This is a genomic window from Rhizobium sp. PDO1-076, from assembly GCF_000247475.1.
Lineage (GTDB): Bacteria > Pseudomonadota > Alphaproteobacteria > Rhizobiales > Rhizobiaceae > Allorhizobium.
On the sequence record NZ_AHZC01000233.1, the window covers coordinates 19,375 to 43,675 of the forward strand.

Annotated in this window: 24 protein-coding genes; 10 read left to right on the top strand and 14 right to left on the bottom strand. The window is 60.5% G+C overall.

What is annotated here, in order from left to right; translation table 11 throughout:
• Positions 1-31: 31 nt before the first annotated feature.
• A complete protein-coding gene (locus PDO_RS13835) occupies positions 32-787 on the bottom strand; it encodes an IclR family transcriptional regulator domain-containing protein (RefSeq protein WP_037074111.1) in 756 nt (251 codons plus the stop codon).
• 157 nt (positions 788-944) lie between these two features.
• Here PDO_RS13835 and PDO_RS13840 point away from each other — a divergent pair, with 157 nt between their 5' ends.
• From PDO_RS13840 to pcaF, 3 genes are read left to right on the top strand one after another with little or no spacing between them, the layout of a single operon-like run.
• Positions 945-1,667 carry a 3-oxoacid CoA-transferase subunit A gene (locus PDO_RS13840; RefSeq protein WP_007602665.1) on the top strand — a complete coding sequence of 241 codons (723 nt, stop codon included), beginning with the start codon at positions 945-947 and terminating at the stop codon, positions 1,665-1,667.
• Positions 1,664-2,368 carry a CoA transferase subunit B gene (locus tag PDO_RS13845; protein ID WP_007602667.1) on the top strand — a complete coding sequence of 235 codons (705 nt, stop codon included), beginning with the start codon at positions 1,664-1,666 and terminating at the stop codon, positions 2,366-2,368. The genes PDO_RS13840 and PDO_RS13845 overlap by 4 nt, the downstream gene beginning before the upstream one ends.
• A gap of 12 nt (positions 2,369-2,380) precedes the next feature.
• Positions 2,381-3,586 (top strand): 3-oxoadipyl-CoA thiolase, encoded by a 1,206-nt coding sequence (gene pcaF, locus PDO_RS13850; RefSeq protein ID WP_007602669.1) that lies wholly within the window; start codon positions 2,381-2,383, stop codon positions 3,584-3,586.
• Between the two features lie 49 nt (positions 3,587-3,635).
• Here the strand turns inward: pcaF and PDO_RS13855 are convergent, their stop codons facing one another.
• The 8 genes from PDO_RS13855 to PDO_RS13890 all read right to left on the bottom strand — a co-directional run bounded on the left by PDO_RS13855 (position 3,636) and on the right by PDO_RS13890 (position 11,812).
• Complete coding sequence (locus PDO_RS13855; protein WP_007602671.1) at positions 3,636-4,232, bottom strand: DUF922 domain-containing Zn-dependent protease; 597 nt, start codon at positions 4,230-4,232, stop codon at positions 3,636-3,638.
• An 86-nt stretch (positions 4,233-4,318) separates the two neighbouring features.
• Positions 4,319-5,035 (bottom strand): copper homeostasis protein CutC, encoded by a 717-nt coding sequence (locus PDO_RS13860; RefSeq protein WP_007602672.1) that lies wholly within the window; start codon positions 5,033-5,035, stop codon positions 4,319-4,321.
• 9 nt (positions 5,036-5,044) lie between these two features.
• Positions 5,045-6,256 (bottom strand): MFS transporter, encoded by a 1,212-nt coding sequence (locus tag PDO_RS13865; RefSeq protein WP_007602673.1) that lies wholly within the window; start codon positions 6,254-6,256, stop codon positions 5,045-5,047.
• Between the two features lie 61 nt (positions 6,257-6,317).
• A complete protein-coding gene (locus PDO_RS13870) occupies positions 6,318-7,757 on the bottom strand; it encodes a M81 family metallopeptidase (protein ID WP_037074116.1) in 1,440 nt (479 codons plus the stop codon).
• 18 nt (positions 7,758-7,775) lie between these two features.
• On the bottom strand, positions 7,776-9,698 hold the full coding sequence (locus tag PDO_RS13875) for a beta-N-acetylhexosaminidase (protein ID WP_007602675.1): 1,923 nt from the start codon (positions 9,696-9,698) through the stop codon (positions 7,776-7,778).
• Between the two features lie 26 nt (positions 9,699-9,724).
• Positions 9,725-10,498 (bottom strand): SDR family oxidoreductase, encoded by a 774-nt coding sequence (locus tag PDO_RS13880; RefSeq protein WP_007602682.1) that lies wholly within the window; start codon positions 10,496-10,498, stop codon positions 9,725-9,727.
• 47 nt (positions 10,499-10,545) lie between these two features.
• Entirely contained in the window at positions 10,546-11,409 is an 864-nt protein-coding gene (locus PDO_RS13885; RefSeq protein ID WP_007602683.1) for a MurR/RpiR family transcriptional regulator, read from the bottom strand.
• Between the two features lie 16 nt (positions 11,410-11,425).
• The gene (locus PDO_RS13890) at positions 11,426-11,812 is read right to left on the bottom strand and encodes a RidA family protein (RefSeq protein ID WP_007602692.1); all 387 of its coding nucleotides are present in this window, start codon (positions 11,810-11,812) and stop codon (positions 11,426-11,428) included.
• Between the two features lie 112 nt (positions 11,813-11,924).
• Between PDO_RS13890 and PDO_RS13895 the strand changes: the two genes are divergently transcribed.
• The 4 genes from PDO_RS13895 to PDO_RS13910 all read left to right on the top strand — a co-directional run bounded on the left by PDO_RS13895 (position 11,925) and on the right by PDO_RS13910 (position 15,512).
• A complete protein-coding gene (locus PDO_RS13895; protein WP_007602693.1) occupies positions 11,925-12,410 on the top strand; it encodes a hypothetical protein in 486 nt (161 codons plus the stop codon).
• Between the two features lie 39 nt (positions 12,411-12,449).
• The gene (locus tag PDO_RS13900) at positions 12,450-13,931 is read left to right on the top strand and encodes a M81 family metallopeptidase (protein WP_007602694.1); all 1,482 of its coding nucleotides are present in this window, start codon (positions 12,450-12,452) and stop codon (positions 13,929-13,931) included.
• Entirely contained in the window at positions 13,931-15,019 is a 1,089-nt protein-coding gene (locus PDO_RS13905) for a D-TA family PLP-dependent enzyme (protein ID WP_007602695.1), read from the top strand. Before PDO_RS13900 ends, PDO_RS13905 begins: the two co-directional genes overlap by 1 nt.
• A 61-nt stretch (positions 15,020-15,080) precedes the next feature.
• Complete coding sequence (locus tag PDO_RS13910) at positions 15,081-15,512, top strand: GFA family protein (RefSeq protein ID WP_007602696.1); 432 nt, start codon at positions 15,081-15,083, stop codon at positions 15,510-15,512.
• Positions 15,513-15,591: 79 nt separating this feature from the next.
• Here the strand turns inward: PDO_RS13910 and PDO_RS13915 are convergent, their stop codons facing one another.
• The 5 genes from PDO_RS13915 to PDO_RS13935 all read right to left on the bottom strand — a co-directional run bounded on the left by PDO_RS13915 (position 15,592) and on the right by PDO_RS13935 (position 21,045).
• Complete coding sequence (locus PDO_RS13915; protein WP_037074120.1) at positions 15,592-16,722, bottom strand: ABC transporter ATP-binding protein; 1,131 nt, start codon at positions 16,720-16,722, stop codon at positions 15,592-15,594.
• Between the two features lie 103 nt (positions 16,723-16,825).
• A complete protein-coding gene (locus tag PDO_RS13920) occupies positions 16,826-18,046 on the bottom strand; it encodes an extracellular solute-binding protein (RefSeq protein ID WP_007602698.1) in 1,221 nt (406 codons plus the stop codon).
• Positions 18,047-18,107: 61 nt separating this feature from the next.
• Complete coding sequence (locus PDO_RS13925) at positions 18,108-18,968, bottom strand: carbohydrate ABC transporter permease (protein WP_007602699.1); 861 nt, start codon at positions 18,966-18,968, stop codon at positions 18,108-18,110.
• Positions 18,965-19,849, bottom strand: coding sequence for a carbohydrate ABC transporter permease (locus PDO_RS13930; RefSeq protein ID WP_007602700.1), 885 nt, complete (start codon positions 19,847-19,849; stop codon positions 18,965-18,967). The genes PDO_RS13925 and PDO_RS13930 overlap by 4 nt, the downstream gene beginning before the upstream one ends.
• 11 nt (positions 19,850-19,860) lie before the next feature.
• Entirely contained in the window at positions 19,861-21,045 is a 1,185-nt protein-coding gene (locus PDO_RS13935) for a Gfo/Idh/MocA family protein (RefSeq protein ID WP_007602701.1), read from the bottom strand.
• 509 nt (positions 21,046-21,554) lie between these two features.
• Between PDO_RS13935 and PDO_RS13940 the strand changes: the two genes are divergently transcribed.
• The 3 genes from PDO_RS13940 to nagA all read left to right on the top strand — a co-directional run.
• On the top strand, positions 21,555-22,307 hold the full coding sequence (locus PDO_RS13940) for a GntR family transcriptional regulator (RefSeq protein WP_007602702.1): 753 nt from the start codon (positions 21,555-21,557) through the stop codon (positions 22,305-22,307).
• A gap of 23 nt (positions 22,308-22,330) precedes the next feature.
• Complete coding sequence (locus PDO_RS13945; protein WP_037074099.1) at positions 22,331-23,353, top strand: SIS domain-containing protein; 1,023 nt, start codon at positions 22,331-22,333, stop codon at positions 23,351-23,353.
• A partial coding sequence (nagA, locus tag PDO_RS13950; RefSeq protein ID WP_007602704.1) for an N-acetylglucosamine-6-phosphate deacetylase occupies positions 23,350-24,301 on the top strand: 952 nt, incomplete at its 3' end. The genes PDO_RS13945 and nagA, both read left to right, overlap by 4 nt.

Consider the following 24,301-nt stretch of genomic DNA (forward strand, 5'->3'; position numbering starts at 1 on the left):
GCGTTGTCTGGCCAAAACTTGGCCAGATCCGCTATGGCAGCAGCGATCTCAGCCGCGCCTGAACCTCGCGCATTGCGTCAAGGCAATGACCGGCCAAGTCGGCGGCAGGCAGGACGGCAGACGGCGCGCCGACATTGATGGCGGCCACGACCCGACCGCGCGCGTCATGCAGGGGAACGCCGATCGAACACAGTCCGATCTCCAGTTCCTGATCGATCACCGCATATCCTTGTACGCGCACTCGGCCGATCTCGGCCAGGAGTTCCGCAGGATCTGTCCGGGTAAATGGCGTATGGGCCTTGAGCCTGGACGTCGCCAGAATGGCTGCCACTTCCGCCTCACCTAGTGCGGCAAGCAGGACCCGCCCCATCGAAGCACTGTAGGCGGGCAGGCGCGAACCCGGCATGAGATTGATCGACATGACGCGCTTTTGTGAGGCGCGAGCAATATAGACGATTTCGTTCCCATCCAGTACCGACGCCGAAGCGCTGTGACCGAGCTTTTCCGACAACTGGTCGAGATAGGGTTGCAGCAGGGCGGGCATCGACGTGCCGGACAGATAGGCATTGCCCAGCCGCAGGATGCGTGGCGTCAGTTCGAAATATTTGCCGTCATAGCGCGCATAGCCAAGCTCTGACAGCGTCAGCAGGCAGCGTCGCGCCGTGGCGCGGTCGAGCCCGGCGATCTCCGCCGCCTCCGAAATGCTCAACCTTTGCCGCTCTGCACTGAACGCCTCGATGACACTCAGGCCCTTGGCGAGCCCACCCATCAGGTCCCGCTCTCTGATCTGCATCTCATCCTCATTTGTGCGATATTCGTACAAATATCGTATATCGCACAAAATTCTTGCTGTCGACCCTGTCCCGATCTATCTCTGAAGACAGAGGCAAGGTCTGCTCGGTGAATGACATGACGCTTGCCCTGCGAGAAACGGGAGACCCCGCATGGACAAGACAATTGCGAGCACGGCAGACGCCATCGCAGACATCGGTGACGGCGCGACCGTCATGATTGGTGGATTTGGTGGCTCCGGCGCGCCGATCGAACTGATCCACGCCCTGATCGACAAGTTTCAGCAGACAGGGGGTCCGAAGAATCTGACGGTCATCAACAACAATGCCGGCAACGGCCGCATCGGCATTGCTGCGATGATCGACGCCGGCATGGTCAGGAAGATGATCTGCTCCTTCCCGCGCTCGTCCGATCCCCGCGCGTTCACTGACCGCTATCTGGCCGGTGAAATCGAGCTTGAACTTGTGCCGCAAGGCACGCTTGCAGAGCGAATTCGCGCCGGCGGCGCCGGCATTCCGGCCTTCTACACGCCGACAGCCTACGGAACCGAACTTGCCAATGGCAAGGTCATCGCCGAATTCGACGGCCGTCCCTACGTGCAGGAACGCTGGTTGAAGGCCGATTTCGCCATCGTCAAGGCGCAGGTCGGCGACACGCACGGCAACCTCACCTACAACAAGGCGGGCCGCAACTTCAATCCGCTGATGTGCATGGCAGCAGCCCGGACCATCGCGCAGGTGTCGCGCATCGTGGCGGCCGGCGAGATCGATCCCGAGCAGGTGATCACACCTGGCATCTTCGTCAACGGTGTTGTCGAGGTCGCCCATCCGCAGCAGGAAGAAGAGCTCATCCGGGCCGGAGTTGTATACGCATGACCCTCGAAATACAGCCGATCGATACCCGCGAAGACATCAAGCTTTCCAACGCCCAGATCGCCTGGCGCGCCGCCCAGGACATCGAAGACGGCGCCTATGTGAACCTCGGCATCGGCTTTCCGGAAATGGTTGCTCGCTACCAGCCGCCCGGCCGCGAAGCGATCTTCCACACCGAAAACGGTATCCTCAACTTTGGTGAACCACCGGCCGAGGGCGAGGAAGACTGGGACCTGATCAATGCCGGCAAAAAGGCCGTCACGCTGAAGCCCGGCGCCGCCTTTTTCCACCATGCCGACAGCTTTGCCATGGTTCGCGGCGGCCATCTGGATGTTGCTATCCTCGGTGCCTATCAGGTCGCCCAGAACGGCGATCTTGCCAATTGGCGTGTCGGATCCAAGGGCGTACCCGCCGTCGGCGGCGCCATGGATCTCGTGCACGGCGCCAAGCAGGTCTTCGTCATCACCGAGCATGTCACCAAGGACGGCAAGCCGAAACTGGTCGCGGCCTGCACTTTCCCGCTGACCGGCGTCGCCTGCATCACCCGCATCTACACCAGCCATGCCGTTATCGACATCAAGGAGGGCCATTTCGTCGTGCGCGAAAAGCTGGCCGCAATGACCCTGGAGGAACTGCAGGCGATGACCGGCGCGCCGTTGCACACCGATGGCCCCGTGGCCGACCTCGTCGTCCCGGCACTCTGAAGGATCTGCGAAATGACCGAAGCCTATATCTGCGACTATATTCGCACCCCCATCGGCAGGTTCGGTGGCGCGCTCTCCTCCGTCCGAGCAGACGATCTCGGCGCCATTCCGCTGAAGGCACTGATAGAGCGCAATGCCAGCATCGACTGGCAAGCCGTCGACGACGTGATCTTCGGCTGCGCCAACCAGGCCGGCGAAGACAACCGCAATGTTGCCCGCATGTCGCTGCTGCTCGCCGGACTTCCGGTCTCCGTGACCGGCACGACGATCAACCGCCTCTGCGGCTCCGGCATGGATGCCGTCATCGCAGCCGCCCGCGCCATCAAGGCTGGCGAGGCAGACCTGATGATTGCCGGCGGGGTCGAAAGCATGAGCCGCGCGCCCTTCGTCATGCCGAAGGCTGAGAGCGCCTTTTCCCGCAATGCCGAGATCTATGACACGACGATCGGCTGGCGCTTCGTCAATCCGCTGATGAAGAAGCAATACGGCGTCGACAGCATGCCCGAGACCGGCGAAAACGTCGCCGAGGACTTTCATATCAGCCGCGAGGACCAGGATGCCTTTGCCGTGCGCAGCCAGAACAAGGCGGCAGCAGCACAGCAGAATGGCCGCCTGGCCAGGGAGATCGTTGCGGTGACGATCCCGCAGCGCAAGGGCGATCCGCTGATCGTCTCGCAAGACGAGCATCCCCGCGCCACCACGATCGAAACGCTGGCCAAGCTCGGCACGCCGTTCAAGAAGGAAGGCGGCACCGTGACCGCCGGCAACGCCTCCGGCGTCAATGATGGCGCAGCCGCCCTGATCATCGCCTCCGAGGCGGCAGTGAAGAAATACGGCCTCACGCCGATCGCCCGCATCGCCGGTGGGGCAACGGCCGGTGTGCCGCCCCGCATCATGGGTTTCGGCCCGGCACCGGCCTCGAAGAAGCTGCTCGCCCGTCTCGATCTGAAGCAGGAGCAGATGGATGTCATCGAACTGAACGAGGCCTTTGCCTCGCAGGGTCTGGCGACGCTGCGCGATCTCGGCATTGCCGATGACGACCCCCGCGTCAATCGCAATGGCGGTGCCATCGCGCTGGGTCATCCGCTCGGCATGTCCGGCGCGCGGATTACCGGCACGGCGGCGCTGGAATTGCACGAGACCGGCGGTCGCTACGCGATGTCGACCATGTGCATCGGCGTCGGCCAGGGCATTTCGATCGTTCTCGAACGGGCCTGATGCCAGAACTCACGTCAGCACATCCGTGTTCACGGCTTGAGGCCCGCGTCTACGGATTGAGGAACGTCAGGATCAACTGGTGGACCGCACCGCCCGGCGACATCTCGACCCGGTCGTAGTCGCCGTGGCGCGCCACATGGGCATCCGAAATCGGCTTCAGTTGCGCCTGCAGTGCCTGGCGGACTTTCTGGCATTGCGGGTCATTTTCGGCGCGTAGCCCGACCGAAATCTGCTCGATCTGCCGCACGAGATCACGAATGAACTCGCCATGCAGCTTTTCATGCGTGACGATACCCTCGTAGAACCGATCCCATTTGGCCTTGGTTTCCGCTGGCAGTTTCTGGCTGGGCTTCGGCAGCGTGTAGGTAATGACCAGCTTTGGCTTGGCCGAAACAAGCACACAGGCCGTGCCCTGCGGCTGGTAGTCGCGCTGCCAGGTCAGCTTGAAATTTGTATGCGCGATCACCCGGCCGCCGCCAAGCTTGGGCCCTCGCTCGCCGATCGAGGTGTAGAGTTCCATCGGCGCGGTGCCGCTGATCTTGTAGCTCTCTATCTTTTCGGTCGCCACCCACTCGGCATGGGCCGCGTTGGTAGAGGTCAATACGGCAAAGGCAAGAACAAGGCTGGCTCTGGAAAGCTGGATCACGCGACATCCGATCGTTGGCAAGGCCCGCATGATTTAGTGCCATTCCTCCTTGAAGGGAAGCCGCTCCACTGGCACAGCACGCAGCCTTACCCCAAGATCGCTTTCATCTGCCGTACCGTATCGGCATCGGTCCGCCGCGCGTTGGCAGGCGAAAAGCCGAAATCGACAAGATCGGCATTCGGCTCCATCGGCTGGCTGCACGAGGCATGCAGCTCAAAAATGCCGGGAATGGCGAGGAAAGCCGCCGCATTGCCGGGGCGCACGCCGCCACCCGGCATGATCGAAATGCGCCCACGTCCCGCCGCAGCGACACGCTGCAAGACCGGCAGGCCGGCCTCGGCATGCCTGGCGCCACCGGAGGTCAGAATCCGCGAAAAACCGAGGTCGATCGCCATTTCCACAGCGGCATCAAAATCCGGGACCAGGTCGAAGGCGCGGTGCAGCGTGACGTCGAGTGTCGCCGCAGCTTTGATCAGCCGTTCCAGCACTGCCCGATCCAGAGTTCCGTCCGAACGCGAAGCGCCAACGACGACACCCGCAAGCCCTGCCTCGCATGCGGCTTCGATATCGGCGATCATGATCGCGGCTTCATCGTCCGAATAGACAAAGCCGCCAATGCGCGGGCGAATGATGGCATTCACGGGGATCGGGCTCCTGGCAGCCAACTGCATGAAGCCACGTGTCGGCGTCAGGCCGCCCACGCCCAGTGCGGAACACAGCTCGATGCGATCCGCGCCGCCGGCAATTGCCGCCGCAAGGCCGTCGGCATCGTCGACGCATACTTCCAGGATCCTCGCCTGCATAAGGCCTCCCTATCTGTCCGTCGCCGTTGCAAATGGTTTGTCGAGCAACCAGAGAAGGACAATCCCTGTCAGGCCCGCGACGGCCCCCAATATCGCCGTTCCCGCATAGTCGCTGACGGCGGTGCCGACGGCAAACAGCAAGGAGCTCAGTCCACCGCTGACAAAGATATTCACCGCGATCAGCGAACTGCCGAGACCGGCCCGGTCGGCAATCAGGTTCTGCAGATAGGTGATCGGAATGGCGATGATCCCGGCAGCCCCGAGGCCGCTCACCAATGTCAGGATATAGACATCGCGCGGCTGGTCGGCGAGGCCGAGGAAGATCAGGTAAGCACAGTAGACCACCGCCCCGGCCGACATGGCAACAACGGTGGACGTGCGCACTTCGACCCAGCCCCAGAACAGGATGAAGATGATCTCGAGAAACGCGACGATGCCGACGATCACGCCGACGTCGGCCGTCGTGCCACCCGCCTTGCCGGTGACGACGAGCGGAAGCACCGCGCCATTGACATGCAGCATGGACGAGATCAACGCGATCGCCAGCAGCCGTGACACGACAGAGCGCGAGCCGATCTGGCGGATTGACGCGAAGAAGGAATAATGCGGCCGGTTCTCCGCAACCGGCGGCGGCTCTTTCGGCATGCCGAAAAAGAACAGCGCCAGACAGATCAGGCAGGCAAGCGCAGCAAGAAGATAGGCCGGCAGCATGCTCGGGCCGCCGGCCAGCATAGCGCCGACAACGCCGGGAACGAGAACCCAGGAGAGCGACAGGACGGCGCGGATCGCCGAATTGACCGCAATCAGCTCCCGCACCGGCATGCCGGCCGAGACTGCCCGCACATTGGCAAAGATCAGCGAATTGACCGAATTGAAGATCGGGATGAACACCAGTGCCGCAATGATGAAGACCAGCTGCGACGGCAGCAGATAAACGATGCCAAAGCCGACAACCCCGAAAGTCCCGGCAAACAGCATCGGCGAACGAAAATGTCCAAGGCGGTCAGCGAGAATGCCGGCAATCACGCTGGCGCTGACATTGACGATGGCGGCAGCGAACATCAACGCCGAATAGACGACGTCCGACAGGCCCAGCTCACGAATGCCGACCAGCGACATATAGGGCGAGGTCGCTGCTCCCGAAAAACCGAAAAAGAAGATCGCAAGCGCACTCACCCGGATGGGTGGATGGCGATAGACAAGCGTCAGGGTCGACAGCATCGGACAATACGTTCACATGGAGGGAGCGTGCCACCTCAGGCAGCACGCAAAAGATGCTTCGCTATGCGCCCGGGAACCGTGCGGACAGGCGAACCAGCGGTGTATACTCGAAATCCTTGACGAAGGGATAGGTCGGTTGCTGGCGACGTTTGCTCGGCAAAGCCTCGATATCCTGGTTGATCACCCCGTCGGTGAGCGCCATCAGATTGGGATTGGCGATCGGACTCAGTTCAGGTGACAGATAGCCTGATTTCACCACCAGAAGCCTGACGGTCTGCGGGTCGAGCCCGTGGCGGGTGAAGTCGGCAATGTTGTGATACGGCCGGCGTTTCGCCGCCAGAATAACTGTAATGCCACCGATCGTCACCACTGCCTGACGCTCGGCCGGAACGCCGGTATCATCGAGCCGCAGCACCTTTGCCGTCGTTTCGACGAACGGACTGGCCGGGTCGAGGGAGCCGCCAATTTTCACGCTGATCTCCGCCCCCTCGCCAGCCGCAAAGCAGGCCTCCACGGCCGGCCTGTCGGTAATACCGCCGACCAGAGCGCCGTCGAAATTGCGGGCAATCAGTGCCTTCAGAACATCGGCCCGATCGCCGACACCGCCACCGGTCGGGTTGTCGCCGGAATCGGCCAGGATGACCGGTCGGGTTTGCGCCTTTTCAGCAATATCCAGCATGTCCTCCAAGGGACCTGTGACGGGTCCGAACTGGAAATCGGAACGTGCGTCCCAATAGGACTGTGCGATCGCGGCCGCCGCTTTTTCCGCGGCGTCCTTGTTGTCGGCCGTCACAACGGCACAGGCGGTACCGCGAGGTTCGTCTGCCCAGACATAACCGACCATCAGATTGGCATCCCAAATGCCGGCAATGTTGTCATGCTCCGGCAGCTTGAGATAAAGGCCCTTGGCCGGCTCGTCTTCCGTCGAAGTCCGCTCTCCGGGCAGAAGCACCGGCACGGGAGCCCAGGCGACCCCCGGCTTCTCGCCGGTCGTCAGCGCACGCGCCAGCATCGACCAGGCGCGCACCATGGTTTCGCGCACGTCGATATGCGGTGCCGTGCGATAACCGGCGAAGATGTCGAGCTGGTCGATGATCTTCTGCGTCACGTTGCCATGCAGATCATAGCTCGCGGCAACCGGCACATCAGGCCCGACCACGGCACGCGCAGCGGAAATCCAGTCGCCTTCCGCATCATCCATGCCTTCGACATTCATCGCGCCATGCATGGCGAGATAGACGCCGTCCACCGGCAGGGCATCCTTCAGAAGTTCGAGGAACTGCGCCTTGAAGCCTTCATATGTGGCGCGTGCGATCGGACCACCCGGAACGGCACGCGCATGCAGCAATGGGTGATGCTCGATATCCTCGGCGTCGAGGAAATTGAAATATTCGGCGCCCAGCAGTTCCTCACCACGCAATACGCGGAAATCTTCCGGCTGCATCAGGACCGGCGAAGATGTGCTGCACTCGGTGTGAATGCCACCAACGGCGATACGCAAAGTCATGTCGGTCTCTCCTCAGTAGCGCGGGCTGAGCGGGACGATGGCGGCAAAACGCAACCAGTCCTTCCGCTCCTTCGGCGTCCAGGCTGCCTCGGCGATGGCCGGCAGGCGCGGGAAGACGAGATGGTTGAAATAGTCGCGATTGAGAAAATGCTCCGACCAGATGCAGGCCTGCACGCCCCGCATGCGCGCCGCCAGTTCCGCCGGAAATTCCGCCACGGCTTCATAAGTATAGGTATGATGCGGCGGCACGGTGCCGGCCCAGCTAGCACCCGGCTCCTGCCACTGCGTCGCCTGCACCATGTCGAGATAATAGGCCTGGCCCGGCGTCATGACGACGTCATAGCCCTGCTTCGCCAGTTCCAGCCCGACTTCCGGCTTCTGCCAGGCCATCAGCAATGTGCCCTCCGGATCGACGCCGCCGCCATGACTGACTTCGTCCCAGCCGGCCAGATTTTTGCCGCGCTCGGCCAGCATCTGCTGGATGCGCTTCATGAAATAGCTCTGCAGGCCGAACGTGCCTTCGATGCCTTCGTCTTCCATCAGCTTTTTCGCCAGCGGCGATGCCATCCAGGTATTGGACGCCACCTCGTCGCCGCCGATATGGATCAGCACCGAGGGAAAGAGGTCGACCATCTCGTCGAACACCTTGCCGAGCACTTCGTAGGTATATTCGATCGCCGGGTTGAGCGCATTGTTGGGATAGCCTTGTACCGAACGATAGCTGTCTGGTGCTTCCTGTCCGTCGATCAGGTCCGGCAAAGCGACAAGCGTTGCCGTGCTGTGACCGGGAATATCGATTTCCGGAATGACTTCGACATGCAGTGCCATCGCATGCGCGACGATATCCTTGACTTCGTCCTGGCTATAGAAGCCGCCGACCGGCTCCGCGCCATTGCCGAGTTGCGGCAGCAGCGGCTCGTCAGGACCGCGCAAAACGCCGAGCGTTGTCAGTTCCGGATAGGCCTTGATCTCAAGCCGCCAGGCTTCGTCGTCGCTCAGGTGCCAGTGGAAGATGTTCATCCGGAACCAGGCGAGAATGTCGATCAGCCGTTTGACGTCATGGGTCGGATAGAACTGGCGCGAGACATCGAGATGGCAACCGCGCCAGCCGTAGCGCGGCGCGTCTGAAATGCTACCTGAAACCGGGAAGCGGAAGAGATCCGGCTTGATGCGTGCGCCATGCAGCATCTGTACGAGAATGGTCAGGCCATATTGCAGCCCGGCGATATCGCCATAGGCAATGCTGATATCATTGGTCGAAAACGTGACCTGATAGGCCGAAGCGCCGAGGCTTGCCTTTTCTTCAAAACGTAGCGCACGTCCCTCATGCACCGTAGCGAGCGCAAGCGGCGCATGTCCGACGGAAAACAGCCGGCAGAACAGCCTGAGCGCATTTTCGACCGTGCGCAATTCGGCAAGCGAAGCACCTTCGGCCGGATAAAGCGCAACAGGAAAACCATCACCGGCGACGAGTATCGCCTCGGCCGGCCAGGGCAGCATGGCGAAGGGCTCGGTGACCCTGCCTTCCGGCAGGAGAGCCGGTGCCGGCTCGCTATGCTGGCCCTCCAGCATTAGGTCGGCCACGGCCACCGCCATGTGGCTTCCGTCTGCCAATGTCAGATAGGCCGATTTCGCCCCGTCCGTGCGATGCACTGCCGGCCGGTGCAGCCCGGCCACGGTAAACTGCCAGGACGCGCCGGGCTCGAGCACGAAACCCTGCGGCGGCGCGAATTGATGGAAGTTGGCATTGCGATTGACGAACACAGCATTGCTGCAGGCCGCCTTGTCGATGACTCGGGTCAGGGACGTATAAGCGACCTTGAAGCCGCTGATGGCAGCGTCGGACAGGTTGACCAGCGTGAAGGTGAAACGACCGTTCTGGCCACCCTCAGTCGGGTGCCAAGCGTTTTCAAGACGGAAAAGGACTGGTGCCATGATGGTTCCCCTGGCTTATCGTTGGATCAGTAGTGTTCGGATTGCGAGAAGGTGCGCGCGAGTTCCGCCTGGCCTGCGGTCAGGCCGCAATCGACCGGAAGGCAGACGCCGGTAATCGCCGCTGCCTGGTCGCCCGCCAGGAAGAACACGGCATTGGCGATGTCCTCAGCGGTTGCGATCCGTCGCAGCGCATACCAGCGCTTGGCCTCCTCGAAGACCTGCGGATTGGCCGCAGCCCGCGCCTCCCAGGCCTGCGTGCGCACCGTGCCGGGTGCCACGGCATTCGCGCGGATGCCGAACTTGCCGTATTCAACGGCAATCAGCTTGGTCAGGTGAATGAGACCAGCCTTGGCCGCGCTATACGCCGGATGGCCGAACACGGCCATGCCATTGACTGAGGAGATGTTGACCACCGATCCCTGCGATTGCTTCAGCGCGTCGGCGAATGCCCTGAAGCACAGGAACGGCGCCTCAAGATTCAGCGCATTGTCCTTGCGCCAGATATCGCCGTCCGTGTCATGCAGGCTGACAGCACGAGCGGCGCCTGCATTGTTGACCAGCGTGTGCACCAGCCCGAACCCGGCGATCTTCGATGCCAGTGCCGCAAGCTCTACCTCGCTGGTCACATCGCAGCCAAGCGCCACGAAGCGCTCTGCAGTTCCAAGATCGCGCGCTGCCTTTTCCGCTGCAGCAACATCGATGTCCACCAAGACCACGATGTCGTGACTGTCTGCAAGTCGAAGTGCAATCGCCCGTCCGATATCGCCGGCGGCTCCGGTTACAACAGCAATGGAGGACATCAGCGGACCGCCTTCGGACAGAGCGGCAGGAACAGGCTGGACAAGGGTCAGTCTCCCAGAAGCTGGCGGTCGTCACCGTCGCGGTGCTCGACCAGTTGTTGCTTGATATGGCGCAGGGTCACCTGCGAAAGCTTGCGATTGCGATAGGCGACCAGGCTCGCGATCACGTCGACCACTGCGAGATAGGCAAACCGCGTGGAGGTCGGCCGGAAGATATTGTCGCCTTCCGGCAGATCGATGCCGATCACCAGTTCGGCCGCCTTGGCCACAGGGCTGTCGCTCTGGGTCAATGCGATCGTGGTGATGCCGTTTTCGCGCGCTAGGTTGAAGCACTTAATCAGTTCGGCGTTGCGGCCGGAAAACGACGAGCCAATGATCACATCATTGGAGCGCGCCGCCGCCGTCAGCATCAGCTGCAGGCCATGGTCGGTACTGACGCTGACGCGCGACCCCAGCCGGAACAGCCGGTTCTGAAACTCTCCGGCGATCAGCGAGGAATTGCCGCCCGACCCGAAAGCATAGACCATTTCGGCCCGCGATACGCGATCGGCCACCTTTTCCAGCACCGCCGCATCGAGAGCCCGATGCACCATGAACAGCGCATTCTGCGCCTTGGTTATCACATCTGTCGCGACATCGGCCGGCTCGGTGCTCTCGGCCTCCGGGTTGAGGTAGCGGACGCCGACATAGGCCGTACGGGCAAGATTGACCTTGAAATCGGCGAAGCTCTGGCATCCGAGGCGCCGGCAGAAACGCGTCACCGTCGGCGGCGAAACTTCGGCCCGCTCGGCAAGCTCGATAATCGAGGCATTCACCGCGAAATCGAACTGGGTCAGCAGGATATCCGCGATGCGTTGCTCGGAGGCCGAAAACTGCGGCCCCTCTTCCTGAATCGTCGCAAAGATATCCAACAGCCTGCCCTCAACCCTATTTCGGAGATTTATAGGCTATGCAGTCAATCTCGACCTTGCAATCGACCATCATCGACGCCTGCACGCAGGCACGCGCCGGCGGATGTTCGCCGAAATATTGCTGGTAGATCTTGTTGAAGGTCCAGAAATCGCGCGGATCGTCGAGCCAGACACCGCAGCGCACGACATGCTCGACGTCATAACCCGCCTCGTGCAGGATCTCGATCACATTGGCGATCGTCTTGTGAGTCTGCTCGACAATGCCACCATTGATGATTTCGCCATTTTCCATGGCGACCTGCCCGGACACGTGCAACCAGCCATCTGCTTCGACAGCACGCGCGAACGGAAGACGCTGCCCACCCGCACCGGCTTTTTCAGCGCCGTAACGTTTGATCGTCATTGGGCTCTCCATGCAAATTATTTTCTTCGATCGTTGACAAACGACCATAAAAAACCGAATTTGACCAGAGAAAAACAGCATTTATGAAAAGATTTTAAAGGCGAGACCCAGAATGCGCGATCCGTTCAAAAATCCCTTTCCTGAAAGCGACACAGCGCGCCACAGCATCTGGGAGATGCTGGTCACACGCGATATCGACGCCTTTCTCGCAGCCGACTGGGACATGGTCGCAGGCGACTTTGTGGAGGAAGGCTTTCTCGGTATCAGCGGCAATCGCGACGCCAATCCCGACAACTGGCGTCTTGCCTTCCCCAATCTCGCAGCCTATCGCCACGAATGGCTGAAACAGGCGAAGGAATTTGCCGGCGAAAGTTATGGCGAAGACACGCGCAACGCGATCTTCACCACCACGACCCTGGAAGTGATTGAAGTCGAAGGCGAAACGGCGCTGGTACGCAAGAAGTTCGACGGCGGCATCAAGAAGGCCGACGGTAGCTTCGACGTGATGAAGTGGCAGACGCTCTATTATTGCCGCCTGCACGAGGGTCGCTGGAAGATCTCCGGCTTCACCGGCTACCTGCCCAACCCGATGGGTTAAGACACCGTCCGCCTCGACAACAGATCAGAAAGCCAGCCCGTGCGCATCTTCACAGCCGCTCTTGCAACGGAAACTAACACCTTCTCTCCGATCTGCATCGACCGGCGCGCCTTCGAAGAGTCGCTCTATGCAGCACCCGGGCAGCATCCGGAAACGCCAACATTGTGCACGGCGCCGATCACTGTCGGTCGCAAGGTCTGCGCACAGAAAGGCTGGACGCTGATCGAAGGCACGGCGACCTGGGCCGATCCGGCAGGCCTCATCAACAGGCAGGCCTATGAAGGCCTGCGCGACGAGATCCTCGAGCAGTTGAAAACCGCCATGCCGGTCAATGCCGTTGTGCTCGGCCTTCATGGCGCCATGGTCGCCGACGGCTACATCGATCCGGAAGGCGATTTGCTCACTCGTATCCGCGAGATTATCGGTCCGGACATTCTTCTCTGCGCCGAACTGGATCCGCACAGCCATCTGACCGCCAAGCGTGTTGCCGCCGCCGATTTCTTCGTCGTCTTCAAGGAATTTCCCCATACCGACTTCGTCGATCGCGCTGAAGATCTGTGGGCCATCGCCGTCGACACGCTGGAGGGCCGCGTGAAACCCGCCATGTCGGTCTTCGACTGCCGGATGATCGACGTCTTCCCGACGTCGCGCGAGCCGATGCGCAGCTTTGTTGACAGGCTTATGGCCATCGAAAACGAAGATGACGATGTGCTCTCGCTATCAGTCATCCATGGTTTCATGGCAGGTGACGTCCCGGAAATGGGCACCAAGACCATCGCAGTGACCAATGCAAGGCCGGACAAGGGGGCAGCGCTTGCCCGCGAACTCGGTCTCGACCTGTTCTCCAAGCGCGGCACCTTTATGATGCCGCAGATCGACGAACGGGAAGCCGTTGCCCGCGCTGCTGCCTATCCCAATGGCCCGGTGGTGCTCGCCGACATGTGGGACAATCCCGGCGGCGGCACGGCAGGCGATGCAACCGTTGTCCTGGCAGAAATACTGGCGCAGGGCATCACCAATGTCGCCGTCGGCATGATCTGGGACCCGGTTGCCGTGCAGATCTGCATGGCGGCCGGAGAAGGCGCAGAAATTCCGCTGCGGTTCGGCGCGAAATCCGCGCCCGGCACCGGCAATCCGATCGACGGCTTGGTGAAAGTGGTCAAGGTGGTGCCGAATGCCGAGATGCATTTCGGCGAAAGCGTCGCGCCATTCGGCGATGCGGCCCATATTCATTTGAACGGGATCGATATCATCCTGAGCAGCGTGCGCGTCCAGAGCTACGATCCGTCGCTGTTCACCGCGCTCGGCATCGATCCGACGCAAAAGCACATCCTGGTGATCAAATCGACCAATCACTTCTACGCGGCCTTTTCAAAGATTGCCTCCGAGATATTGTATTGCTCGGCCGGCACGCCTTATCCAAACAACCCGGCCAAGACCGCCTATCGTCGTGTACGCCATGACATATGGCCGATCATGGCCGATCCGCATGATACACCTGAAGGACATGAGGCCGCCTGATGCTTGATCTTCGCCCAAAAATCGGCGCACCGCTGCATTCTTTGTCGACGCCCCTGCCCCTGATCGATGAAAGCCGCCTGGAGACCAACATCGCCCGCGTCCAGTCCTATATGGACGCCAGCGGCATTGCCTTTCGCCCGCATATCAAGACCCACAAGATCCCCTCGATCGCCAAGGCCCAGGTCGAGGCCGGAGCGAGAGGCGTCAATTGCCAGAAGATCACCGAGGCGGAAGCGTTTGCCGACGCCGGTTTCGAAGACCTGCTGATCACCTTCAACATTCTCGGCAATGAAAAGCTCGAACGCCTTGCCGCGTTGAACGATCGCATTTCGGGTCTCAAGGTCGTCGCCGACAGCGTCATCACGGTGCAGGGACTGGCTGCCTATTTCACCGGCCGCCGACCGCTGACCGTCCTGGTCGAATGCGATACCGGTGGCGGTCGCTGCGGCGTACAGACCCCGGCCGAGGCCGTGGCATTGGCGCAGATGATCGTGGCCACAACATCACTGACCTTCGCCGGCCTGCTGACCTATCCCAAGGCCAACAGCGAGGCAGAGGTCGAAGCCTTTTTTGCCGAAACCATTGCCACGCTCGCAGCATCCGGCATCGCTTGCCCGATCGTTTCGAATGGCGGCTCGCCAAGCCTGTTCTCCGCCCATCTCGTCCCCTCGGCCACGGAGCACCGGGCGGGAACCTATATCTACAACGATCGCTCGATGGTCCGGGCGGGACACTGCACGCTGGAAGATTGCGCCATGCACATTCTGGCGACCGTGGTCTCGCGCCCGACCGCCGACCGCGCCATTCTCGATGCCGGCTCCAAGACGCTGACTTCGGATCTTCTCGGCTTTTCCGATTTCGGCCTGATCGTCGAATATCCGCAGGCGTCGATCACCGGCCTGTCGGAGGAGCATGGCACGGTCGACCTCTCCAAGGTGGAAGGCAAACGCCCCGAGATCGGCGAAAAGGTGCGCATCGTGCCGAACCACACCTGCGTCATCTCCAACCTGTTTGACAGTATGACTTTCCATCGCAATGGTTTGGTCACCAGGGTCGAAAACGTCGCCGCCCGCGGCCTCGTCTGGTAGCAAGGTTTCGGTTGCGGCACAGATCGATCTTCAGTTAGCCTCCGCGGCGGGAGGATCACTCATGTCGGACAAAGATCAGAAACCCCGAGCCAAGCCGCTACGTGGCGGCTGCATGTGCGGTGCCGTGGAATACGAGTCCGAAGATCGTTTCCTCTATGCGCTCAATTGCCATTGCTCGAAATGCCGCCGAACCACAGGCTCGGCGTTCAAGCCCATCGCGGGCCTAAATCCGGATGATTTCAGGATTGTCAACGGCAAGAAGGAACTGTTCACCCACGGCGATCCGGATGGCATCCATGACCTCCACTGTCGAACATGCGGATCACTGGTCTATTCCTGGATCGCCGAAAACGGCGGCGTGAAGATCCATATCCCGATGGGAACGCTGATGGACGCACCCTCGGCCCGTCCCACCATGCATATCTTCGTCGGATCGAAAGCACCGTGGTACGACATCAACGACGATCTGCCACAGTATCAGGGCTTTCCGTGAGGCACTTCTCGGCACAAACAAAAAAATGGCCCGCCCGAAGGCGGACCAGAGTTTAGGTCGGGGGACCTGAAACAAAGTCTTATTCGGCAGCGGTGACCGCCGCCGGAAGTTCCAGTGTGCGCCAATCGACCTGACGCTCCAGCGCCTGACCATTGCCGTCGAACAAATGGCAGTCCGCTGCCATGATGCCGGTGACCAGAGGCTCTTCCGCACGCACGGGTGCCGATCCCGGCAGCAGCGCGCAATAAGGTTCGCCTGATGGCAGGGCGGCATAAGCGATCGTATTGATGCCCAACCGCTCGATGACCGACGGAAGTACGGTGATGTTGACGTCGCCCCGCGCCAGCGTTGTGTGCTCCGGCCGAATGCCGAGTGTCAGTGTCTGGCCAACAAGGTCGGCCCGCGGTTCGACGGGCAGGGTAACGCTCTGGCCTTCATAGGAAACGGTCACGCCGATCGGATCGATGGAGGTGCAGGTCACCGGCACGAAGTTCATCTTCGGATTGCCGATAAAGCCGGCAACGAAAATGTTCTGCGGCTTGTGATAGAGTTCGAGCGGCGCGCCAACCTGGGCGATATCGCCAGCATTCAGCACGACGATGCGATCAGCCATGGTCATGGCCTCGATCTGATCGTGGGTCACGTAGATCATGGTTGCCTTCAGATCGCTGTGCAGCTTAGTCAACTCGATACGCATGTCGGCGCGCAGAGCAGCGTCGAGGTTCGACAACGGTTCGTCGAAGAGGAAGATCTTCGGCTCGCGCACGATCGCACGGCCGATCGCCACGCGCTGGCGCTGGCCGCCGGACAGTTGGCCCGGACGCTGCTCGAGGCGCTGGTCAAGCTTGAGGATTTTCGCCACCGCGCCAACCTTTTCGCGGATCGTCTCTTCGGGCAGTTTCTCGACTCTGAGTGGGAAAGCAATGTTCTCGAAGACGGACATATGTGGATAGAGTGCGTAGGACTGGAAGACCATGGCAATGCCGCGTTCGACCGGCGGCTTGTCGTTGACCCGCTCCCCGGCAATGACAATGTCGCCATCTGACGTGTCATCAAGACCCGCGATCATCCTGAGAAGCGTGGACTTGCCGCAGCCGGACGGGCCGACGAAGACAACGAACTCGCCGTCCTTGACCTCGAGGCTGACACCCTTGATCACGTCGAAATGTCCGAACGACTTTCGCACCTTGTTGAGAAATAGCTGTCCCACGACTTCTGTCCCCGTGCGCCGGCCAAATGACTGGACCGGCCAATTCATCATCAATCGAAAACCGCAGGCCGAAACCGGCCCGCGGAGCCTCGGTTGCCCGAGATTATTTATACTGCTCGAGCTCGCCGGCAGCCTTCTTCAGAGCATCGGCCGGTTCAGCCTTGCCGGTGACGACGGACTGGACCAGTTCGATGATGACGTTCTGGAAGCCCTTGTAGTCGGTGAACAGTGGCTCAGGACCACCGAAAGCGATACCGTCGATGAACGGCTTCCACGACGGGTCGGCCTTGACGAATTCGTCAACCTTAGGCGACGGACGCAACGGCGTGAGGCCAGCGCCGCCCTGCAGTTCGTATTCGCCCTGCGGACCCGGCGAAGTGATGAACTTGGCGAATTCGATCGCCTTTTCTTCAACGCCGGAACCCTTGAACACGGCCAGGCTGTCGGTGATCAGCAGCGTGCCTTCGCCCTTGGCGGCAGGGCCGAGCGGCAGAGCGGCAACGCCCCAGTTGACCTTGGTTTCCTTGAGACGGGCAGCAGCACCCGAGCCGGCCTGGATCATGCCGACCTTGCCGTCGAGGAAGATGGCGCGGATTTCGTTCTGCTCATAGGCGGTCGCGCCTTCGACGGAATAAGGCGTGATGTCCTTGTAGGCCTGGAGGGCTGCGAGAACTTCAGGGCTGTCGATCACGACCTTGTCGCCGTCGATGACCTTGCCGTTGTTGGTGTAAACCCAGTGCATGAACTGGTGCATGGTGTTGTCGAAGGTCTTGGCCGGCAGGCCGTAACCGGCAGTACCGGTCTTTTCCTTGATCTGCTTGGCAAAGGCGATTTCTTCGGCCCAGGTCTTCGGCGGGGTTTCCGGGTCAAGGCCGGCGGCCTTGAACAGGTCCTTGTTCCAGTAGAGTGCCTTGGTCGAGAAGGCGACCGGAACGCCCCACTGCGTGTCCTCGAAGGTCACGGTGTCGACGATGTTCGGATAGTAGGATGCCTTTTCGTCGTCGGTCATCGGAACCGGAACGATCAGGTCGTTCTGGGCGAATTCCTTCAGCGTGCGCGAGCCGACATAGGCCATGCCGACCGGCGTGCCGGCGACGGCGAGCGTCGTTGCCTTGTCCTGGCACTGTTCCCAGCCAACAACTTCCGGCGTGACCTTCCAGCCTTCGTTCTTGCCTTCCCATTCCTTGATATACTTCTCATGGATCGGGTCGATCTTGTCGCCGCAATAGATCCAGGAGATTTCCTGGTCGGCAGCCAGCGTGGTCAGTGCCGAGCTGGCCAGCAGGGCAAAAGAGCCTGCAAGCATGGTCAGTTTTCTTGTCATCGATAGTTCCCCTTTGTTGACAGGTTGAAGCGTCCGGTTGGCCCGAATTTTATTGGCAGCCTTACTTGATCGCCCCGGCGGTCAGACCGCTGACGAGATAGCGCTGCAGGAAGAAGATGACGATCATCGCGGGTGCGATGCCGACGAAGCTTGCGGCCATCAATTCGTTCCACACCACTTCCTGGCGGCCGAAATAGGCGAACAGCCCGATCGGCAGCGGCATGTATTCCGTCTTGGAGTTGAAGGTGAGCGCGAAGATGAACTGCTGTGCATAGGCGCCAATGAAGGTCGTGATCGCGACCACGGCGATGCCCGGCGTGGCGAGCGGCAGGACGACGCGCCGGAAGGTGTAGAAATAGCCAGCACCGTCGACATAGGCCGCCTCCTCCAACTCGCGCGGAATGCGCAGCATATAGGTGCGCAACAGCCAGATGGCAGTCGGGATGAGGAAGGCGACACCCGGCACGATCATGGCGAAATAGGTGTTGAGCACACCCATCGATCGCATCAGGCGGAAGAGCGGAATGAGCAATACGGCACCTGAGAACATGTTGACGGCGAGGAATGCCCCGAGCAGCTGGCCGCTGCCTTTGAACTCGAATCGCGCAAAAGCGTAGGACGCCGGCACCACCAGAATGAGCACGATGACGGTGGCGACTGTGGAGATGAAGAACGAATTGAAGATGTAGCGGGCAAAGCCAGGAACGCTCACCCACATAGTACGATAGGCCTCGAAAGAGCCGTTTTCCGGAAAGAACCGATAAGGCGAGGAAAACAGCTGGCTGAGCGGCTTCAGCGAAACCAGGAAACCTTCAACGAAGGGTGCGAGCACAAAGGTCAGGAAGACGGCGATGCCTGCATAGATACCGACGAGTTCATACCACTTGTAGCGATTGATGAGGGCTGTCTTGTCGTAGCTCATCGTGCGTGCTCCTGGGAAAGCCGGCTCGTGACGCGGAAATAGGCAAAGCAGAAGATCGACAGGAAGATGCAGATCAGCACGGCGCGTGCCGCACCCTCGCCGTATTTCTTCGACCCGATCGCCGTGTGATAGGTGTCGATGATCATCGTCGTCGTCTCACCGCTCGGGCCGCCGCGGGTCAGGATCCAGATGATGTCGAACGAGTTGAAGGTCGAAATAAGGGAAATCATCGACATGGTGATCATGGCGGGCAGGATCATCGGCAGGGTGATGCGACGGAATCGATAGGAACGACCGGCACCATCTGTCCACGCCGCTTCGTAAAGATCCTGGGGGATCGCCTGCATCGCCGCCATCATGTAGAGCGTCACCATCGGCACGCCGATCCACACGTCGGTAAACACCGTTGCCCAGAAGGCGGTCGATCCATAGGCAAGGAAGGCGACGGGGCCATCAACCACGTCCATGCGCTGGAGTACGCCGGAAATCATGCCGAACTGGCCGTTATACATCCAGCCCCACATGAAGATACCGATGGCCATCGGCACGATCCATGGCGGCATCGTCAAGATCCGAAACAGCGTCCGGCCGGGTACCGCAGAATTCAACATCGCGGCCCCGAAGGTACCGATGATCATTTTGATCGACACCGAAAAGAAGGTCCAGATGAAGGTCCGGACGATAACCGTGCCGAAGGTGTCATTGAAGATCTTCTCGTAATTGACCCATCCGACCCAATTGCTTGTCTTCTTCAACGAGGCATCGGTGAAGGACAGGATGAAGGTGTCGACCAGCGGATAGGCGACGATGACGGTGATATAGAGAAGAGCCGGCGCAATCAGCAGCCAGGCAAAGATGACAGCGCTTCGTCTGGCTTGCATCACATCGCCCCTTAAGCTGACTTAGCCTGGGCAATGCCCTGGCTCGTGCCGTGAAGGCAGGCATCGAAATGCTCGAATACCGGTTTCATGTCGATAACCTTGCGGCCGAGGCGAGCTTCGTCCATCGCCAGAGCCAGCATGCCAGCTTCGAGCGCGTCGATTGCCGAAACCGGCTGCTTGGCCCCCGTGCGAACGAAAGCGAGAACATCTTCCGCCATCTGCTCGTCTGCACCGTAGTGATGCGACGTTGCCGAAGGCGCGGAATAGGTGTTGGCAATCAGCTTCTCATTGGTGCGCGCATCATGCACATCCATGAAGCCACGGACGAAATCGCCTTCCGCCATGCCCTTCGAGCCCATGACGCAGAAGCGACGGAACTCGTCCGGAACATTGAGATTGGTATGGAAGGTCATCGACGCGCCGTTCTCGTATTCGACGATCGCGGTCTGGAAATCGATGATGTCGCCATCGCTGTCAAACACCTTGTCGGAACCCATCCAGCCGCTCGGCTTGCGATGATAGACTTCCATATCGTTGACGCCGTGATTTTCCGGCGCGTTCGACGGCACAAAACTCTTGCGGCCACCAAAGCTGGCGACGAAACGCGGGCGTGCGCCGACCACGCCGTTATAAAGGTCGAGGTCGTGGCAGCACTTTTCCAGCATGAAACCGCCGGCATACTGGCCGTAACGGCGCCAGTCGCGCATGAAGAATGCGCCATGATAGGGCTGGATATGCTCGGATGCCTCGATCGACACGACGTCGCCAAGCTTGCCTTCCGCCTGCGCCTTGCGCAGATCGCGATATAGAGGCGAATAGCGCAGTACCAGACCGACCAGCAGGCGGTCATGGCCATGGGTGTGCAGCAATGAGGCCAGCGCGTAGCTCTCCTCGATGGTCGTAACAATCGGCTTTTCGGTAAACACCGTCAGCCCGGCCTCGAGACCAAGACGGATATGGTCCAAATGAAGATGGTTGGGCGAACCGATCATCAGAAGGTCGAAAACCTCACCGGCGATCAGCGCTTCGGGCGTGTCATAGGCCTTGCCCGGCGAGATGCCGTTCTCAGCCAAGGTCGACATCCCAGCCGGAGCCGGATCGACATATCCGACGATCTGGAAATCTGGATCGAGCTCCTTGAACATCCGGCCCAGGTAGCCGAGGCGGAATCCGAGCCCGATAACGGCAACCTTCATGTGCTATTCCCCTGCTTTCGCAATTATTTTTCTTAGACTGCGTCAGAAACCGGCGATCGTCAACATCTAGTGGAAATTTTCATCAACTTATGAAAATCCTTTTCATGCACTCGATATCGCGATAACCTCCCGGCCTCACCCCGATCGATCAAGGATACATCGTCGCCGACGCACAACAACCTGATCAGGCACACACACCCTCGAACGACGGACAGACATGCCTCGGCAGTTCAAAAGTTAACAAACGATACCAAATAAATGCCAATCGTCCAGCGAGATTCGCCCGAAACGCCTGAATTATTGATAAATAGATGATTTTACGGCGATATTTCTGGCAGCAACAGGTTTTTGGCATTCAAGTGATGAAACCATTTGCGAAATAGGTGCTTGGTTGGTATCTTTTTAAGCAACTTACATTGGGAGGCTCGAGAAATGCGGATAGCGAAAAGCGTGGATTGCGCTTCCGGTGGCTGTTGGCCCGCTTGCCATCGTTTCGGTAAGGATCACCCATGAGCGCGACCCTTCCGCTGGATCAGCTGCAGGCCGTTCGTGGCGGTCCGCTTTATGTCAAGCTTCGCAAGATGATTGAGGACGCCGTGTCCTCCGGTCGCCTGAAGCACGGCGATGCGCTGCCTGCCGAACGCGACATTGCCGACGCGGCCGCGATCAGTCGCGTCACCGTGCGCAAAGCCATTGACGACCTGGTCAACGACGGACTGCTCGTTCGGCGGCGCGGCTCCGGCACGTTCGTCGTCAAGCCTGTGCCGCGCATGCAACAACCTCTGAGCCAGCTCACCTCGTTCACCGAGGACATGCGCCGGCGCGGCATGACGGCGGGATCGCACTGGATCGACCGTGGGCTATATTTTCCGACCGCAGAGGAAACCATGATGCTGGGTCTGGTCGGCGGCGCGAGGGTCGCCCGCATCGAGCGCATTCGCACCGCCAATGACATGCCCATCGCGCTGGAACGCACCAGCCTTCCCGACGATATCCTGCCAGATCCGGATGCCATGGACGATTCCCTCTATCTCCATCTGCGTCAGAGCGGCATCACCCCGGTACGTGCCAACCAGCGCATCTCTGCCGTCATCCTGAGGGATGACGAGACCAAGCTGCTTGGCGTGCCCCAGGGCTCCGCCGCGCTGTCCGTCCAACGTATCGCCTATCTTGAAACCGGCCGCGTGATGGAAATGTCGCGCGCGCTCTACCGCAGCGACGCCTATGACCTGGTCGCGGAACTGAGCATCGGATCTCCGTGACGCCGAACCTTGAAAGACCTGCAATGCTGACGAAAATGCGAGAAGAAATCGACGAGATCCCGGCAGCCGCAGCGCGCCTTCTGAAGGAATCGTCTGAAGCCATCGGCGCATGCGCGGATGCGCTGCGCCAAAAGGATCCCAGCGTCGTCGTGACGATCGCCCGCGGATCGTCCGACCATGCGGCCTATTTCCTCAAATATGCCATCGAACTGCAGCTCGGCCTGCCGGTGGCGTCCCTCGGCCCGTCGCTGGCATCCATCTACGAAGCGCCGATGAAGCTGAAAAACGCTGCGGCCTTTGCCGTGTCGCAATCCGGTGCAAGCCCGGATATCGTTGCCATGATGCGCGGTGCCAGGCTTGGCGGCGCGACAACGATCAGCCTGGTCAACACGCTGCCCTCGCCGCTTGGCGACGCTGCAACCATCGCCGTCGACATCAAGGCCGGCCCGGAAATCGCGGTCGCGGCGACCAAGTCTTTCGTCAATTCGATTGTCGCAGGTCTCGCCATCATCGCCGGCTGGAGCGAAGACAAGGAGCTGGAAAGCGCAGTCTCTCGCCTGCCGGAGCATTTTTCGCAGGCGCTCGAGCTCGACTGGAGCGCGCTGATCGAGCCGCTGACCAATGCAGACTCCCTCTATATGCTCGGCCGTGGCCCAGCGCTGGCGATTGCTGCGGAAGCGGCGCTGAAATGCAAGGAAACCTGTGAACTGCACGCAGAGGCCTATTCCTCTGCCGAAGTCCTGCACGGCCCGGTCTCGATCGTCGGCAAGAATTTCCCGGTCGTCGGATTTGCCGCCCGTGACAAGGCGGAAGCCTCGATTGCCCAGACCATGTCGAACCTGGCCTCCAACAATGCCGCCTGCTTCATCACCTCCGACAAAACCGACTGCGCAAACCGCCTGCCGTTTATCGAGACCGGCCATCCTTTGACCGATGCGCTGATGCTGATCGTTCCCTATTATGGCATGGTCGAATCGCTTTCGCGTGCAAGGGGCTTCAATCCCGATAAACCCGTCGCCCTTAAGAAAGTCACCCAGACCCGATGACTGCCGTTTTCGCCATAACCGCCAGCCGCATCTTCGATGGTCAGAACTTTCACCAGGACGCAGCTCTTGTCGTCGACGGCAGCAAAGTCGGCGCCGTCATGCCACAATCGAAACTGCCGGCCGGCATGAAGACGCTTCCGGTCGGCAACGGCCTGATTGCACCGGGCTTCATCGATCTGCAGGTCAACGGCGGCGGTGGCGTGCTGTTCAACAACCAGCCGGATGTCACTGGTATCGAGACGATCTGTGCAGCCCATGCCCGTTTCGGCACGACGGCCCTGATGGTCACCCTGATCACCGATGTTCCTGCCATCCGCAACACCGCAGTCGAGGCCGGTTGCCAGGCGGCGCAAGATGCTGTGCCGGGTTTCCTCGGCCTGCATCTGGAAGGCCCGCATCTCTCGGTCGCCCGCAAGGGAACCCACGATCCAGCCTTGATCCGACCGATGACCGAAGACGATCTCGTCTATCTGGAGAGCAAGGCCGGCAAATTCGGCCTAGCTATGATGACCGTGGCCCCGGAAAGCGTCACGCCTGATCAGGTCCGCCGCCTCGTCGCGGCCGGCTACCACATCAGTCTCGGCCACACCGATTCCGAATGCGCAGCAATCGCAGCATATGTCGATGCGGGCGCAACGCTGGTAACCCATCTGTTCAACGCCATGAGCCAGCTCGGCAACCGCGAGCCAGGTCTGGTCGGCGCCGGCCTTTCTTCGCCAGCGCTGCATTGTGGCCTGATCGCCGACGGCTTCCATGTCGATCCGGTCACCATGCAGGTGGCGCTCGCCGCCAAACAAGGCCCGGCCCATATCTTCCTCGTCACCGATGCCATGTCGACCATCGGCACCGACAGCACCGGCTTCGACCTCAATGGTCGTGCGGTCTATCGCCGTGACGGCCGGCTCACCCTGGCAGACGGCACGCTCGCCGGCGCCGACATCGACATGC

Coding starts and splice junctions, on each gene's coding strand:
- PDO_RS13840 (WP_007602665.1), top strand. CDS start 945: ATGGACAAGACAATTGCGAGCACGGCAGACGCCATCGCAGACATCGGT.
- PDO_RS13845 (WP_007602667.1), top strand. CDS start 1,664: ATGACCCTCGAAATACAGCCGATCGATACCCGCGAAGACATCAAGCTT.
- pcaF (WP_007602669.1), top strand. CDS start 2,381: ATGACCGAAGCCTATATCTGCGACTATATTCGCACCCCCATCGGCAGG.
- PDO_RS13860 (WP_007602672.1), bottom strand. CDS start 5,035: ATGCAGGCGAGGATCCTGGAAGTATGCGTCGACGATGCCGACGGCCTT.
- PDO_RS13865 (WP_007602673.1), bottom strand. CDS start 6,256: ATGCTGTCGACCCTGACGCTTGTCTATCGCCATCCACCCATCCGGGTG.
- PDO_RS13875 (WP_007602675.1), bottom strand. CDS start 9,698: ATGGCACCAGTCCTTTTCCGTCTTGAAAACGCTTGGCACCCGACTGAG.
- PDO_RS13880 (WP_007602682.1), bottom strand. CDS start 10,498: ATGTCCTCCATTGCTGTTGTAACCGGAGCCGCCGGCGATATCGGACGG.
- PDO_RS13890 (WP_007602692.1), bottom strand. CDS start 11,812: ATGACGATCAAACGTTACGGCGCTGAAAAAGCCGGTGCGGGTGGGCAG.
- PDO_RS13895 (WP_007602693.1), top strand. CDS start 11,925: ATGCGCGATCCGTTCAAAAATCCCTTTCCTGAAAGCGACACAGCGCGC.
- PDO_RS13905 (WP_007602695.1), top strand. CDS start 13,931: ATGCTTGATCTTCGCCCAAAAATCGGCGCACCGCTGCATTCTTTGTCG.
- PDO_RS13910 (WP_007602696.1), top strand. CDS start 15,081: ATGTCGGACAAAGATCAGAAACCCCGAGCCAAGCCGCTACGTGGCGGC.
- PDO_RS13920 (WP_007602698.1), bottom strand. CDS start 18,046: ATGACAAGAAAACTGACCATGCTTGCAGGCTCTTTTGCCCTGCTGGCC.
- PDO_RS13925 (WP_007602699.1), bottom strand. CDS start 18,968: ATGAGCTACGACAAGACAGCCCTCATCAATCGCTACAAGTGGTATGAA.
- PDO_RS13930 (WP_007602700.1), bottom strand. CDS start 19,849: ATGCAAGCCAGACGAAGCGCTGTCATCTTTGCCTGGCTGCTGATTGCG.
- PDO_RS13935 (WP_007602701.1), bottom strand. CDS start 21,045: ATGAAGGTTGCCGTTATCGGGCTCGGATTCCGCCTCGGCTACCTGGGC.
- PDO_RS13940 (WP_007602702.1), top strand. CDS start 21,555: ATGAGCGCGACCCTTCCGCTGGATCAGCTGCAGGCCGTTCGTGGCGGT.
- PDO_RS13945 (WP_037074099.1), top strand. CDS start 22,331: ATGCTGACGAAAATGCGAGAAGAAATCGACGAGATCCCGGCAGCCGCA.